Annotated in this window: 12 protein-coding genes; 4 read left to right on the top strand and 8 right to left on the bottom strand. The window is 72.5% G+C overall.

The features are described from left to right. Window positions 1–21: 21 nt before the first annotated feature. The 3 genes from FDF13_RS05945 to FDF13_RS05935 form a co-directional block, all read right to left on the bottom strand. Window positions 22–843 (bottom strand): alpha/beta hydrolase, encoded by an 822-nt coding sequence (locus FDF13_RS05945; RefSeq protein ID WP_137318865.1) that lies wholly within the window; start codon window positions 841–843, stop codon window positions 22–24. Beyond that, window positions 840–1,151: a DUF2516 family protein gene (locus FDF13_RS05940; protein ID WP_137318864.1), complete on the bottom strand. Its 312-nt coding sequence runs from the start codon at window positions 1,149–1,151 to the stop codon at window positions 840–842. The genes FDF13_RS05945 and FDF13_RS05940 overlap by 4 nt, the downstream gene beginning before the upstream one ends. 73 nt (window positions 1,152–1,224) lie before the next feature. After that, on the bottom strand, window positions 1,225–2,382 hold the full coding sequence (locus FDF13_RS05935) for an aromatic acid exporter family protein (RefSeq protein ID WP_137318863.1): 1,158 nt from the start codon (window positions 2,380–2,382) through the stop codon (window positions 1,225–1,227). A 149-nt stretch (window positions 2,383–2,531) separates the two neighbouring features. Between FDF13_RS05935 and pepN the strand changes: the two genes are divergently transcribed. The 3 genes from pepN (at window position 2,532) to FDF13_RS05920 (ending at window position 6,845) form a co-directional block, all read left to right on the top strand. Then, a complete protein-coding gene (pepN, locus tag FDF13_RS05930) occupies window positions 2,532–5,252 on the top strand; it encodes an aminopeptidase N (RefSeq protein WP_137318862.1) in 2,721 nt (906 codons plus the stop codon). Window positions 5,253–5,381: 129 nt separating this feature from the next. Next, entirely contained in the window at window positions 5,382–6,257 is an 876-nt protein-coding gene (locus FDF13_RS05925; RefSeq protein WP_137318861.1) for a serine hydrolase, read from the top strand. Between the two features lie 108 nt (window positions 6,258–6,365). Beyond that, window positions 6,366–6,845: a hypothetical protein gene (locus FDF13_RS05920; protein WP_137318860.1), complete on the top strand. Its 480-nt coding sequence runs from the start codon at window positions 6,366–6,368 to the stop codon at window positions 6,843–6,845. Between the two features lie 31 nt (window positions 6,846–6,876). Here FDF13_RS05920 and FDF13_RS05915 read toward each other — a convergent pair whose 3' ends face one another. Continuing rightward, entirely contained in the window at window positions 6,877–7,962 is a 1,086-nt protein-coding gene (locus FDF13_RS05915) for an LLM class flavin-dependent oxidoreductase (protein WP_137318859.1), read from the bottom strand. A gap of 357 nt (window positions 7,963–8,319) precedes the next feature. On the opposite strand from FDF13_RS05915, the gene FDF13_RS05910 reads away from it, so the two are divergent. Continuing rightward, on the top strand, window positions 8,320–9,273 hold the full coding sequence (locus FDF13_RS05910) for a hypothetical protein (RefSeq protein WP_137318858.1): 954 nt from the start codon (window positions 8,320–8,322) through the stop codon (window positions 9,271–9,273). Between the two features lie 55 nt (window positions 9,274–9,328). Here the strand turns inward: FDF13_RS05910 and gabT are convergent, their stop codons facing one another. The 4 genes from gabT to FDF13_RS05890 all read right to left on the bottom strand — a co-directional run bounded on the left by gabT (window position 9,329) and on the right by FDF13_RS05890 (window position 13,482). Further along, on the bottom strand, window positions 9,329–10,693 hold the full coding sequence (gene gabT / locus FDF13_RS05905; RefSeq protein WP_175406880.1) for a 4-aminobutyrate--2-oxoglutarate transaminase: 1,365 nt from the start codon (window positions 10,691–10,693) through the stop codon (window positions 9,329–9,331). Window positions 10,694–10,858: 165 nt separating this feature from the next. Beyond that, on the bottom strand, window positions 10,859–12,052 hold the full coding sequence (locus tag FDF13_RS05900) for a folate-binding protein YgfZ (protein ID WP_254668927.1): 1,194 nt from the start codon (window positions 12,050–12,052) through the stop codon (window positions 10,859–10,861). A gap of 108 nt (window positions 12,053–12,160) precedes the next feature. After that, window positions 12,161–12,949: a hypothetical protein gene (locus tag FDF13_RS05895; protein WP_137318857.1), complete on the bottom strand. Its 789-nt coding sequence runs from the start codon at window positions 12,947–12,949 to the stop codon at window positions 12,161–12,163. Continuing rightward, complete coding sequence (locus tag FDF13_RS05890; protein ID WP_137318856.1) at window positions 12,880–13,482, bottom strand: FABP family protein; 603 nt, start codon at window positions 13,480–13,482, stop codon at window positions 12,880–12,882. Before FDF13_RS05890 ends, FDF13_RS05895 begins: the two co-directional genes overlap by 70 nt. Window positions 13,483–13,663: the final 181 nt, after the last annotated feature.

Raw genomic sequence — 13,663 nt, 5'->3', positions numbered from 1 at the left:
TATCCGATTCTACCGGGGCGCTCAGGTCTCCTCATCGTCGAAGAAGGCCCGGAGGATCCGGCGCACCTCGCTGCGGCCGCGCCACAGGATGCTGCCTGCCGGCAGGACCTCGAGGGATGCGCGCGGGAAGGCCGCCGCGCAGTCGCGGGCGACGGACACCGGGTGGGAGCGGTCGTCCTCGTGGGTGAGGACGAGCGCCTCGCCGCGGAAGGCCCCGGCCGCCTCGAGTGCGCGGGCCGGGTCGGCGACGGCGCTGTCGAGCGCGAGGCCCACGCCGTCGGACATGTCGGTGTCGAACAGCGCGTCGACCTTCGCGGCCGCCCAGGCACGGGCCGGCGGCAGGTCCGCAACCTCGGCGGGTTCCCGGGCCAGCAGCGCGTCGAGCAGCGCGGCGCGATCGCCGGAGGCCAGGTGGGTGCGGATCGCCTCGACATGGGCGGCGTGGGCCGCGCGCACCTCGGGAGTGAACCCCGCCCACGAGGCGGGCAGCACGAAGGCGACCTTCTCCAGGCCCGTGGCGGCCGGGTGGCCTGCGGTGATGAGCCGGGCGAGTCCGCCGGCGCTCATCGAGACGCCGAGCGCACGGGTGGCGCGGGAGGCCTCGAGCGCGGCGGCGAGCTGTTCGGCGATGGTGCCGTAGGTCCAGCCGGGGCCCGGGGAGGGCCTGCCGCCGTGGCCGCCGAGGTTGACGAGCACCCGGGTGCCGGCGATCCCGGAGGCGAAGGGGCGGGTATCGCGGATCGCGCCGGAGAAGCCGTGGCCGAACAGCGTCACCGGATCCCCGGAGCCGAACGCCGACATCCAGCCGGAGTCCGCGCCGGGTCGATCGGGGTCCTGCGTCATCGATTGCGGAAGCGGGGGTCGACGGCGCGCAGGCCCTTGCGGACGTCGGCGAAGTAGACGGCGGCGGCGACGAATCCGAGCAGCGAGATGAAGATCGGCATCGCCTGCAGCGGCGGCATCGCGAGGAAGCCGACGACCGCGGAGATGCCGAGGATCACGGTCCAGAAGGTCTTCGAGCGCTTGTCGGCGGCGCGATAGACCTCATCGCGGTAGCGCAGCGAGTCGATGAACGCGACGAGCTCGACGATGAATGCCGCGACGGTGAGGAGGAGGAACACGAGACCTTGGATGCTGGCGAGCGCTGACATATCCGCCGATCCTACCGGGCAGTGCTGTCAGTCCGCTCGGAGCGGACGTGTGCGCCGGGTGCGCCGGGCACCCTCACTCGACCGGCGGGCCCTCGGCGGTGTCGTCGCTGAGCACCGGCAGCTGCTCGAGCGCGGCCTCCTCGGTCAGGCCGGCCGCTTGGAGCAGGTCGACGGCGAGCGGGCGCAGGAGCAGCACGAGCGTGCGGTCCTGCATGTCCGCAGCGTCCCGGCCGTTGGGATCGAGCCGGGCGGCGACCTCGGACAGGAACTCCTCGGCCGGGGTGCGCGAGGTGCCCCGTTCGAGCGCCACCCGCAAGCGCCGCGCCCCCTCCCCGAGGCCGCGGACGAGCTCGGCGTGCTGCGGACGCTCGGTCCCGAGCTCGGCCATCGCCTGGGTCCGCCGCGCGACCACCCGCACCATCCGCATCGCACGGTCGGTGAACTCGACGGCCCGGGCCAGGCGGGTCACCTCGGCAGCGTAGCGCCGCGAACGGGCGTTGATCCGGGTGGCCTCCTGGGAGATCCGCAGGGTCGAGCGCCAGGAGTCGACGATCCCCTGCGTGTCCCGCGCCCGCGACAGAGCCCGGCGGGCGGCATGGGCGTCGGCGCGGGCGAGCGCATCGGCGGATTCGAGCAGGGTCTCGGAGATCTCGGTGAGCAGCGAGGACGCCTTGTCCCGCGGGCCCTTGCGGGCGTCGTTGGGGACGACGAGCGCCATGAGGATCGCGACGACCGCGCCGACGAGCGCATCGACTGTCCGGTCGAAGGGCTGGGCCGCCGCGGCCGGCGGCACAGTGATGACGTAGACCGACTGGACGCCGATCTGGGTGATGAAGATGCCCCCGGAGTTGATCATCGTGCCGACCATCAGACCGAGGATCATCGTCACCGCGAGCTGCCACAGCCCCGACCCGAAGGTCACGAGCATGAGCTCCCCGACGAGCACCCCGGCGGTCGCCCCGAATCCGATCTCCATCGAGCGGCGGACCCGGCGGTCGGCGGTCACCCCGGTGCCCACGGCGGCGGCGACCGCGGCGAGGAAGGGGTACTCGTGGCCGAGCACGACCTGGCAGAAGGCGTAGGCCAGCGTGGCGCCGACGGTGACCTGGAGGAGCTGGGACAGATTGGCACGGGTGCGGCGGGCGCCCAGGCGGGTGCGGTTGCGCAGATGCCCGGCCGCCTGCCCGGGCCAGGCGCTCGGGCGGAGCCGACTGCCGTTCTCACGACTCACGCAGTTCTCCCTCCTGTGGCATGCTGGGACGCAGTGTCGCCGACAGCGGGACCCGTTCTCGGCGCGGAAGCGGCGGCGCGGGCCGGAACCCGGTCGGTGCCGCCCAGGACCACGGCGTCCGTTCGGGGCACCGTGTCGAAGGAGGCTCCATGACGACCAATCTCACCCGCGACGAGGCGCGTCATCGCTCCGACCTGCTCACGGTCTCCCGGTACGCCACCATCCTAGACCTCTCCTCCTGCGCCGATCCGGAGCAGCGCGAGTTCGATTCGGTGACCACCGTGGAGTTCACCGCCGCCCGGTCGGAGCCGACGTTCATCGACATCATCGCCGCCGGGATCGTCGAGGCGAGCCTCAACGGCGCCCCGCTCGATCCGGCCGAGGTGTTCGACGGCGCGCGGGTGCGCTTCGTCCCGCGGGCCGGGGAGAACACCCTGCGCATCCACGCCCGGGCGCTGTACTCGCGGACCGGCGAGGGGCTGCACCGCTTCTTCGACCCCGCCGACGACAGCGTGCACCTCTACACCCAGTACGAACCGACCGACGCGCGCCGCGTGTTCGCGAACTTCGACCAGCCCGACCTCAAGGCCCGCTTCGCGTTCACCGTGCTCGCCCCGGACGACCTCGTGGTCCGCAGCAATGCGGTGCTCGCCGAGCGCAGCACCCCCGATGCCGGCATCGCCTGCCACGAGTTCGCCGACACCGAGGTGCTCTCGAGCTACATCACCTGCGTCATCGCGGGGAACTACGCCGAGGCCCGCACCACCTACCGGCACCCGGTCACCGGGGAGCCGATCGAGCTCGGCCTGCTCACCCGCGCCTCCCTCGCCGAGCACATGGACGCCGCGGAGATCTTCCGGGTCACCGCGCAGGGCCTCGACTTCTTCCACGCCGCCTTCGACCTCCCCTACCCGTGGGGCAAGTACGACCAGGTGTTCGTCCCCGAGTACAACCTCGGCGCGATGGAGAACCCCGGGCTCGTGACCTTCACCGACTCGCTGATCTTCCGCGACAAGGTCACCCGCTCGATGCGCGAGTCGCGGGCCAACGTCATCCTCCACGAGATGGCGCACATGTGGTTCGGCGACCTCGTCACCATGCGGTGGTGGGACGACCTGTGGCTCAAGGAGTCCTTCGCCGACTACATGGCCGGCCTCGCGCTGGCGGAGGCGACGGAGTACACCGACGGCTGGGTGACCTTCGCGCTGCGCCGCAAGGACTGGGCGTACCGGCAGGACCAGTACCCGACCACCCATCCGATCGTCGCCGACATCCCCGATGTCGAGGCCGCGAAGCTCAACTTCGACGGCATCACGTACGCGAAGGGCGCCTCGGTCCTCAAGCAGCTCGTGACCTTCGTCGGGCGCGCGGCGTTCCTCGACGGCAGCCGCCGCTACTTCCGCGCCCATGCCTTCGGCACCGCGACGCTCCAGGACTTCCTCGGCGCCCTCGCCGAGGCCGCACCCCACCGCGACGTCCACCACTGGGCCGACGCCTGGCTGGGCACGGTGGGCGTCTCCGAGATCGAGCTCGCCGTCGAGACCGCCGAGGCCGGTACGGGCGGGGAGACCGGGGGCGGCCCGGGCGGGGAGACCGGGGACGGCCCGGGCGCGGAGGTGCTTTCCGACATCCGTATCCGGCAACGCAACACCGAGCCCGAGCCCGAGGTGGTGCGCCCCCACCGGCTCGCGATCGCGGCCTTCGACCGGGTGGGCCCGGTGCTCGAGCGCTCGAAGACGTGGACCCTCGATTTCGCCGTGCCGGACTGCGACGTGCCGGAGATGCTCGGCACCCCGCTGCCGGCGCTGCTGCTGCCCAACGACGGCGACCTCGACTACTGCAAGGTCCAGCTCGATGCGCGCTCGACGGCGACGGCGCTGTCGAGCGTGTCCCGGCTGGCCGATCCCCTGCACCGGGCGCTCGTGTGGTCCGCGCTCGGCAATGCGCTGCGCGACGGGCTGCTGCCGGTCGAGGACTACCTCGCCGCGTACTGCCGCGCACTGTCGAAGGAGACGCACCCGGGGATCGCCGCCGGGCTGCGCACGACGATGCTCACCGCGCTCGACCGCTGGGCCGACCCGTCGGGTCGGCCCGCCGCGGTGGCCGGTGCGCTCGGCGCTGCGCTCGATTCCCTGGTCGCCGCCGAACCGGGGTCCGACGCGCAGCTCGACCTCGCCTCCACCGTGCTCTCCCTCCTCGCGCGCACCGCGGGCGGGACGGGCGAGCCGGCGGGCGCCTCGGGAACGGATCCGGCGGTCGTCGCAGCCCGCGAGTTCGCCTCGACCCTGCTCACCGGCCGGCTCGAGGAGTTCCCGGGTCTCGAGATCGACCATGCGCTGCGGTGGAAGGCGCTCATCGCGCTCGTCGCGCTCGGCTGGGCGGATGTCGCGGAGATCGCGCAGGAGGCGGCGGCCGACCGCACCGGCTCGGGCGCGCTCCACGCCGCGACGGCGCAGGCCGCGCGGCCGCTGCCGATCGTCAAGATGCGGGCGTGGGAATCGCTCACCGGGGACGCCGAGCTCAGCAACGACATGATCTCCGCGGTGATCGCCGGCTTCACCGCGCCGAGCGCCCTGCCGCTCACCGAGCCGTTCGTCGGGCCCTACTTCGAACTGCTCGACACGGTGTGGAGCACGCGATCGATCGAGATCGCCCGCCGGCTCGTCGTCGGCCTCTATCCGCACGGCTCGCAGCGGCCTGCGGACGTGCTCGAACGCACGGACGCCTGGCTCATGCGCAATCCGGAGGCCCCGGGTGCGCTGCGCCGGCTCCTCCTCGAGCTCCGCGACGACCTCGCCCGGTCGATCCGGGTGCGCGCGGCACAGAGCCGGACGGCCTCCCTCGGGACCTCGCAGGGCGCGCACGGCTGAGGCGGGTCGGAACGAGGCGGGCCCGTGCCCCTCGTCGGGTGGCCCCGTGGGGAAACCCGCACCGGGGGTCCGGCTTTCCCCACCGTCTGCGGGCGGATCGGTGGATAGCGTGGCAAGCAGGAGGTCCCCATGTCCACTGCCCCCGCCCCGTCGTCCATCCCCGCCGGTCCCCGGCGGCCGGTCGTCTCAGCGTTCGCCGCGGTTCTCGCCCCCGGCATCGTCCTCGCGCTGACGGTGGTCGACGCACCGCTCCACACCGGCCTCGCCGCCGCGCAGGAGGCGAGTGCCGTCGGCACCGTGACCGACACAGGCGCCGTCACCGACCCGCGTGAGTCGGACCGGCAGTCGTATCCCGGGCTCGAACGGTTCGTCGCCGGACTCGATGTGCCCGGTGCCGCCGCCGCGGTGGTGAGCGAGCACGGGATCGAGGAGGCAGCGGTCACCGGCTCGATGGCGGCACCCACGACCTCGGACGGCGATGGTACGGGGGCACCGGCGGGCGCCTCGGCGGCGGTGCGCTGGGGTTCGGTGCCGAAGGGCATTACGGGAGCCGTCGTCGACGAGCTCGTCGAGAGCGGTCGCGTGGGCCTCGACGACACCGCCGGCTCGGTGCTCCCCGGACTCCCCGACCCTGTCCGGGACGTCACCGTCCGCGGGCTGCTCACCCACACGGGCGGGCTGAGCCATGACCTCGGCGCGACGGATCGACACCGGCCCGGGGCGCACGCGCTCGACGTCCTCGACGATGTGCCCGCCCCACGCGACCCCGGTGACGGGTTCCGCTATGCGAGCACGAACTACCTAGTCCTCCAGGCAATCGTCGAGGAGATCACCGACGCGCCCTTCGCCGAGGCGGCCGCCGAGCACGCCCGCGGCTGCGAGGCCGAGATGGAGGCGGGCGCCGTCCCGTTCCTCGGGTTCACCATGCCGGCACCCGAACGCTGCGACGGCACCGGCCTGGGCTACGGATACCTCGGCGGCGACCTCGGCGAGCTCGCCGCCTGAGCGAGCTGGAATCTGGGCCCGGAGGGTGCAGCGTTCCATGACCGGTCCCGCGCCGCCGCGGCACCCACCGGCGCGGCGACCGAGCACGCCATCGCGCCGCGCTATGGCTTGGGGTGGAACTACGATGCGGCGGAGATCGCCGGGGCCGCGGTGGAGCGGATCCACCATTCGGGCGCGGTGCCCGGGGCGTTCACGCGAGTGGAAGTCCTCCCCGCGAAGGGGCTCGCCGTCGTCCTGCTCGTACCCGAGTACGGCGAACCGGGGTCGACGGCCGTCGCCGAATCGGCGAGCACCCTCGCCGCCGATGTGCTCGGCGACGCGGCGGCCGGCGGCGGCGCGGATGCTGGGAACGGTTCTGATGCGGGCGGTGGCGCGGCAACCGACGGAGGCTCTGGATCGGTGCTCTATTCGGCGCTCGTCGTCGCGCTGCCGGCCGCCACCGGGCTCGACCTCACGGCGCTGTTCCGCTGGGCACCGGACCTGGCGAGCGGTGCCGTCGCCGCCGCCGCGCTCCTCGGGATCGCCGCTCTCATCGGCGGGATCCGGGTGCGCGGTGGAGTCGATGGGGCTCGCCCCGCCGCCGCGTAGTACGCGTCCCGGCTCGGGCGAGCTGCGGAGCTCAGCCCAGGAGCTCGCCGGCGAGCAGCTCGAGGGTGCGGGTGCGGCCGGGCACCTCGTCGAGCGGGTCCTCGGGCCGGGCGCCGGCGACCGGGTGGATCATCACCTCGTCGACGTCGAACCGGGCGGTGGTCTCCTGCAGCTGCGCGGCCGCCTCGGCGGGGGTGCCGACGATCCAGGTGCTGAGCATCTTCTCCGCGAGCTCGCGGTGGCCGGCGCTCATCTTCTCGGCCACGTCCGCGCCGACGAGGGGCAGCGTGGTGATCGGGGCGCCGATCCGCAGGTTGGCCATGGTGAACATGTACGGCTCGGCGAGCGCGAGCGCCTCCTCGCGGGTGTCGGCGACGACGGCGTTGACGGTGAGGAAGGTCGTCGGGGCGGACACCTCGGGCTGGCCGGCGTGGGCGGTCGGGGTGAAGGAGTTCCGGTAGAGGTTGAGGGCGGCCTCGGTGCCGTGGCCGGAGAAGTGGTGGGCGAACACGTAGGGCAGGCCGAGCGCGGCGGACAGCTGCGCGGAGTAGCCGCTCGAGCCGAGCAGCCACACGTGCGGGGCGGCAGTCATCCGCGGGGTCGCGGCCAGCCGGTGCTCGCGGCCGCCGAACATCGGGACCGCGGCACCCTCGGGCGAGAGCAGCGCGAGGGTGTCCATGACGTGCTGGGGGAACTGCTCGACGGGGTCGATCTGGTTGCCCTCGCGGTCGACCATCCGGCCCTCACCCAGGTGCCCGCGCATCGCCATCGAGGTGATCGGGTCGGTGCCGGGAGCGCGGCCGATGCCCAGGTCGATCCGGTCGCCGTAGACGGCGCTCAGCAGCGCGAACTGCTCCGCGACGGCGAGCGGGGCGTGGTTGGGCAGCATGACGCCGCCGGAGCCCAGGCGGATCCGCTCGGTGCCCTGCCCCAGGTGCATGAGCTCGATGCCCGGGGAGGTCGAAGCGACGGATTTCATGTTGTGGTGCTCGGCCACCCAGTAGCGGGTGTAGCCGAGCCGGTCGGCGGTCCCGACGAGCGACTTCGAGGCGTGCAGGGCCTGCGCAGTGGTCTGGTCGCCGCGCACCGGGATGAGATCGAGAACGGAGAGCTTCATGTCCTGGACAACAGGAGCACCCGACGAAACATTCCAAGCCCAGCCCCACCGTCCCAGCTCCCCTCCCGCACGTCGAGTGGTCACAGATCCCTGATTCGGAGGTGCGGAATCGTGGATCTGCGACCACCTGAGCACGGCGCAGAGCCGCTGACCGGGTCGCACGTCGTCAGGTCACAGCGGTGCGACGCGAGGTCACCGACAGGCCGACCGCGGAGTGCTGTCCACAGGTCGCGGCGATCGGTCGACCCCGCCGACGCATCGGACTTCACTGGGAGGACCGAACAGGCCCGGCCGCACTCCCGAACGACGGCGGTCCGGCACCCGCACCGCCGCCTGCTCTCCCCCGGAGGACCCCTCATGCACCGACGCCGCGCCGCACCGATCCGCGCGACTCCGCTCGAACTGCCGCGGATCATCACCCGCTCCACTGCGGAAGAGACCGGCCACACCCCGTACTTCTTCGACTCGACGCCGTTGGCCGAACGCAGCATATACGGCGCTCACGAATCCGCGTCCTCGAGCGAGACCGTGCTCGTCCCCGAGTGGGTCGACGACGGGTGGATCGAGACCTATCGGCGGGCCCGACAGCTCGCGGCAGTGCATCCCGCAGCGGTGTTCTGCTCGCTCACCGCTGCGGAGCTCTACGGCCTGCCGCTGCCGGCGCGCCACCGCGGGGGCGCTCTCCATGTCCTCACGCGAGCGACCGGGAACCGCACCCGGATGCGGAACACGATCGGTCATCGCAGCGACCGGCTCCTGGCCCGATCGGTGCACGACCTGCAGCTGAATCATCCGGCCTACGTGCTGCTCGAACTGGCCGGTCTGCTCGACCGGTGGACCCTCGTGCGGGTCTGCGATGCGATCGTGGGCGGATGGAACGGCCCGCCGATGACGACGATCGACGACCTCCGCGCATTCGTCGCCACGCAGCACCGCTACACCGGCAAGCGGACGCTCGTCGACGCCGCGGCGAGCGCACGAGCCGACGTCGATTCCCCGAAGGAGACCGATGTGCGGCTCACCATCGTGCGGGCCGGCCTGCCCGAGCCCGAGGTGCACCCGGAGATCCGGCTCGCCTCCGGCCATCACGTCTTCCCCGACCTCGGATACCGCCGGGAGCGGGTCGTGCTCGAGTACGAGGGACGCCACCACCGGAAGAAGGGCCAGTGGGACTACGACATCGAGCGCTACGACGATCTCCGCGACATCGGGTACCTCGTCATCCGGATCACCTCCACCACCCCGGAATCGACATGGCTGGGAAAGCTCGAGCGCGCACTGGAAACGCGTCAGGTGGTCACAGATCCCTGATTCGGAGGTGCGGAATCGTGGATCTGTGACCACCTGACGGCGGTGCGGGGCGGGCTCAGCCGAGGGCGTCGGCGAAGGCCTCCTCGAGGACGTCGAAGGCCTCGTTGAGGAGCTCGTCGCTGATGGTCAGCGGCGGGAGGAAGCGGAGCACGTTGCCGAAGGTGCCGGTGACGAGCACGAGCACGGCGTTCTTCGCCGCGTACGCCGCCACGGCTTTCGCGAGGTCCGGATTGGGCTCGATCGAATCCCTGGCGACGAGCTCGATCGCCTGCATCGCACCGCGGCCGCGGATGTCGCCGACCTCCGGGTGCTCGGTCTGCAGGCGCACCACGCGCTCGGTGATGATCTCCCCGATCTGCAGCGCGCGGGCGACGAGGTCGTCCTGCTCGTAGGCCTCGATCGCGCCGAGGGCCGCGGCGACCGCGGTCGGGTTGCCGCCGTAGGTGCCGCCGAGTCCGCCGGCGCCCACCGAGTCGATGATCTCCGCGCGGCCGGTCACGGCCGACAGCGGCAGACCGCCAGCGATGCCCTTGGCGGTGGTGACGAGGTCGGGCTCGATGCCCTCCCACTCGCTGGCGAACATCTTCCCGGTGCGGGCGAAACCGGCCTGCACCTCGTCGGCGACGAACACGATGCCGTTGGCGCGCGCGTACTCGACGAGCGCGGGGAGGAAGCCCTCGGCCGGGACGATGAAGCCGCCCTCGCCCTGGATCGGCTCGATGACGAGCGCCGCGACGTTGTCCGCGCCGATCTGCTTGTCGATCATCGTCATCACGCGCGTCGCCGCGTCCTCACCGGACACCTTGGTGCCGGCCGCGTCGTTGTCGCGGTAGGGGTAGGACATCGGGGCGCGGTAGACTTCGCCGGCGAACGGGCCGAAGCCCGCCTTGTAGGGATGGGCCTTCGCGGTCATCGCCATGGTGAGGTTCGTCCGGCCGTGGTAGGCGTGGTCGAACACGACGACGGCGTCGCGACCGGTGTGGGCGCGGGCGATCTTCACCGCGTTCTCCACCGCCTCCGCACCGGAGTTCAGCAGCACGGTGCGCTTGTCGAAGCCGCCCGGGGTGAGCGCGTTGAGCTTCTCCGCGAGCTCGATGTAGCCCTCGTACGGGTTGACCATGAAGCAGGTGTGGGTGAAGGCCGACAGCTGCGCGGCGGCCCGCTCGACGACCCGCGGGTTCGAGTTGCCGACCGTGGTCACGGCGATGCCGGAGCCGAGGTCGATGATCTGGTTGCCGTCGGCGTCCTTGAGGATGCCGCCGCCGGCGGCGACCACATAGGCCGGCAGGCTCGAGGCGACACCGGCCGCGACGGCCTTGGTGCGACGGGCCTCGATCTCCTGCGACCTGGGGCCGGGGATCTCGGTGACGATTCTGCGTTCCTGCGGCAGCGCGGTGCCGCCCAGCTCTGAGGTGCTCATACTGGGCACATTAGACCCATTCCGGCAGGGTTGTCATACCCCGGCACCCTGCCGCGAGACGGGGCGGGGTGCCCGGTCCCGAACCGACCGGACGCCTGCTCGCGCCCCACGCCGAGCGGGTGACGATGATCACCCGGCGGCCGCGTCGACTCCCGGCACCGTGTCTCAGCGGTGGCGCTGGTCGACGTCCCGGTTGATCTTCGGCACACCCGACCGGTTCTCCCGCTGCGCGGCGACGATCGGCTCGGGGGCCGCAGTGATGACCTCTCCGCCGTCGACCTCGACGAGCAGCTGCTCGTCGACCGGCAGGCTGCGCTTGACGAGGGCGAGCGCGATCGGACCCAGCTCGTGGTGGAGGGCGGCCGAGGTGATCCGTCCCACCGCGCGCACCGCACCGCGGACCTCCGCGCGCACCTCGGCATCAGGGGCCGGCAGGGCGTGGGCGGAGCCGTCGAGGTGGAGGAACACGAGGCGCCGGGGCGGCTGTCCGAGGTTGTGGATCCGCGCGACGGCCTCCTGACCGCGGTAGCAGCCCTTCGCGAGGTGGACGGCGGTGCGGAGCACGTCGAGCTCGCCGACGAGCGACTTGTGGTCGACCTCGGGCAGACCGGGCCGCCAGGCCTCGATCCGCAGCGCCTCCCAGGCGTCGCGGCCGACGACCTCGAGGCCGGCGGCGGCCGGGTCCCAGTCCGCGAGCGCGGCCCGGTCGCACACCGCGATCCGGAACGCGTGCTCACCGCCGGGGTGCTCCGGCGAGGCCACGGGCATTCCGAGGTCGAGCGCGGCGTAGGAGGCCGAGCCCTCACCGATCTCCGGCCACGGGTCGGCCCACACGATCGCCGCGGGCAGGCCGCCGGGCACCGCGGCCGAGGCGGGCGCGGCTTCGAGGCGGGCTGCGTCGAAGCCCAGGCACTGGTAGTCGGCGGAGACGTCGGCGAGCTCGACGCGCATCATGAACTTCATCGACTCGAGGAAGCCGAGCGCGGCCGCGGCGTCCCCGTCGGTGAGCAGCCACAGGCGCTCCCCGTCGTCGTGGATGCGCAGCCAGTGCTCGATGTGCCCGGTGGGCGAGAGCACGAGGGTCTCCGTCGACTGTCCGGGGCGCAGGGTGTCGATCTTCTGCGTGGTGAGCGAATTGAGCCAGCTGAGGGCGTCGGGCCCGGTCAGGGTGAGGACGCGGACGGCCTGGAGGTCCGCGACCGCGCGACCCTGCGCGAGCAGGCGCTGCTCGCGCAGCGGGCCGCCGAAGTGGGCGACCTCCCCGGCGTGCGCGCCCTCCCCCATGACGGCGCTCGAGCGTGGGAAGCGCAGGACGTTGGGCAGCACGGGAGCGGGAGCCGGCGCCTCGGCCTGCGGCACCTGCGCACCGGTCGGGGCTCGGGGCTCGCGCTCCTCGGGGGGGCGGCGGGGTTCTGGGTCATCGTCGTGCTCCTCTCGGTCTCGCTGCGGGGTGTCGCACCGGGGTGCTCACACGAGGTTGCGGATGAGGTCGAGGAGATCGAAGTTCTCGATCCCGTCCCGGACCCGCTCCTGCAGATCGCTGAAGGTCTTGCGGACCGGCGCCACCCGGCCGTAGGCGCCGTCGAGGGCGAGCTCGAGCTCCTCGATCGCATCGCGCACCGCCGGCAGCAGGCCGTCGGTGTCGATCTCCGAGATCGCCGTGCGCACCTCGCCCAGCCGATCGATCGCGCCGGGGGCGGCCCGGATGACGTCCACCGAGTCCTCGATCGTCGTGCGCCATTCGCCCACCGTACTGCCCGGGTCGCGCAGGCGCAGCGTCTCGAAGTCGAGGAGCACGGCGGCGTCGCTGAGGACGGGGGCGACCTCCTCGGTGAGGACCTGCATCTGGTCCACGGCGGTCGCGGTGGCGGTGAGGTTGCGGCCCAGCCAGGGGACGGCGGTGAGCTGGGCGAGCGGCACCTCGGCGAGCTCCGCCTCGGCCTGATCGAGCTCGGACCGGGCGCGGTCGAGGTGGCCGGGCAGCGCCGCAGGATCCTCGGCGAGGGCCATCATGTAGTCCTCGGCGGCGGCCGAGGCGGCCTCGAGATGGCCGATGAGCGCGTTGACCCGGACCGTGGTCAGGGCCGCGAACGCGAGGAGTGCGAGCAGGACGACGGCGAGGACGAGGGCGACCGCGCGGGTGCGCGCCCGGCGAGCCGGACGAGCGCCGATCTCCGAGGAGGGGATCAGGAGACCTTCTTGAGGCGGGCCGAAGCGTGCGTGGTGATGTCCTGGCCGAGCGCGGCCATGTCCCACGCCCACATGAGCTCACCGTCGACGAGGCCGTACATCCGCGTCGAAGCGGTGTACTCCTTCGCCGTGGCGGTGCGGGCGACGACATCCGTGGCGAGGTCGATCCGGGGGCCGGCGACCCGGCCGGCGTAGAGCTCCATGACGCCGTGCGGGTGGGCGATCTCGACCTCGATCTCGAAGTCGCCGTCCGCACCCCGCAGGCCCTCGACGGATTCCGCCGTGGTGAAGGGGGACTCCTCGGTGGGGACCATGAGGCCGGGGCCGGCGTCGTACTCGCGCCGCGGCCGGACGAGCTGCCAGATCCCGGTCTCCAGGGTCAGGGTGTCCGCCGGGCGGCCGTCCTCGTCGAGCAGCCAGGCCTGGGCGGTGTAGTGGAGGAACGGGGCCCGGGCGGGTGCGACGAAGTCGATGCGCTGGCCGAACTGCCGCTCCGGGGTGCCCGGGTACCCGACCACGCCCACGCCCTCCCAGGAGCCCAGCAGCCACGACAGCGGCACGAGCTCCGGCTGGAGGTCCGGGTCGAGTTCGATCGGCATGCGGTCAGCGGGGGGTCTTGAAGAGGTTGGTGATGACCTTGACGGCCACCCCGGCAACACCGAGACCGGCGAGCGCGACGAGCGCGGTGAAGATGATTTCGAGCATCACGAGGTTGTCCATGGCGCCCATTGTACCCATCGGCCCCACCGCGCGCACGGTATCTCCCGAGGTCGGACGAGG

The sequence above is a fragment of the Brevibacterium sp. CS2 genome, assembly GCF_005280295.1.
In the GTDB taxonomy this organism is placed as follows: Bacteria; Actinomycetota; Actinomycetes; order Actinomycetales; family Brevibacteriaceae; genus Brevibacterium; species Brevibacterium pityocampae.
Note: the sequence above shows the minus strand (reverse complement) of the source record. Positions and strands in the feature narration are given on the sequence as shown.

Excerpts from the sequence above, each read along its gene's own strand:
- FDF13_RS05945 (WP_137318865.1), bottom strand. The coding sequence starts at position 843 with ATGACGCAGGACCCCGATCGACCCGGCGCGGACTCCGGCTGGATGTCG.
- FDF13_RS05940 (WP_137318864.1), bottom strand. The coding sequence starts at position 1,151 with ATGTCAGCGCTCGCCAGCATCCAAGGTCTCGTGTTCCTCCTCCTCACC.
- pepN (WP_137318862.1), top strand. The coding sequence starts at position 2,532 with ATGACGACCAATCTCACCCGCGACGAGGCGCGTCATCGCTCCGACCTG.
- FDF13_RS05925 (WP_137318861.1), top strand. The coding sequence starts at position 5,382 with ATGTCCACTGCCCCCGCCCCGTCGTCCATCCCCGCCGGTCCCCGGCGG.
- FDF13_RS05915 (WP_137318859.1), bottom strand. The coding sequence starts at position 7,962 with ATGAAGCTCTCCGTTCTCGATCTCATCCCGGTGCGCGGCGACCAGACC.
- FDF13_RS05910 (WP_137318858.1), top strand. The coding sequence starts at position 8,320 with ATGCACCGACGCCGCGCCGCACCGATCCGCGCGACTCCGCTCGAACTG.
- gabT (WP_175406880.1), bottom strand. The coding sequence starts at position 10,693 with ATGAGCACCTCAGAGCTGGGCGGCACCGCGCTGCCGCAGGAACGCAGA.
- FDF13_RS05890 (WP_137318856.1), bottom strand. The coding sequence starts at position 13,482 with ATGCCGATCGAACTCGACCCGGACCTCCAGCCGGAGCTCGTGCCGCTG.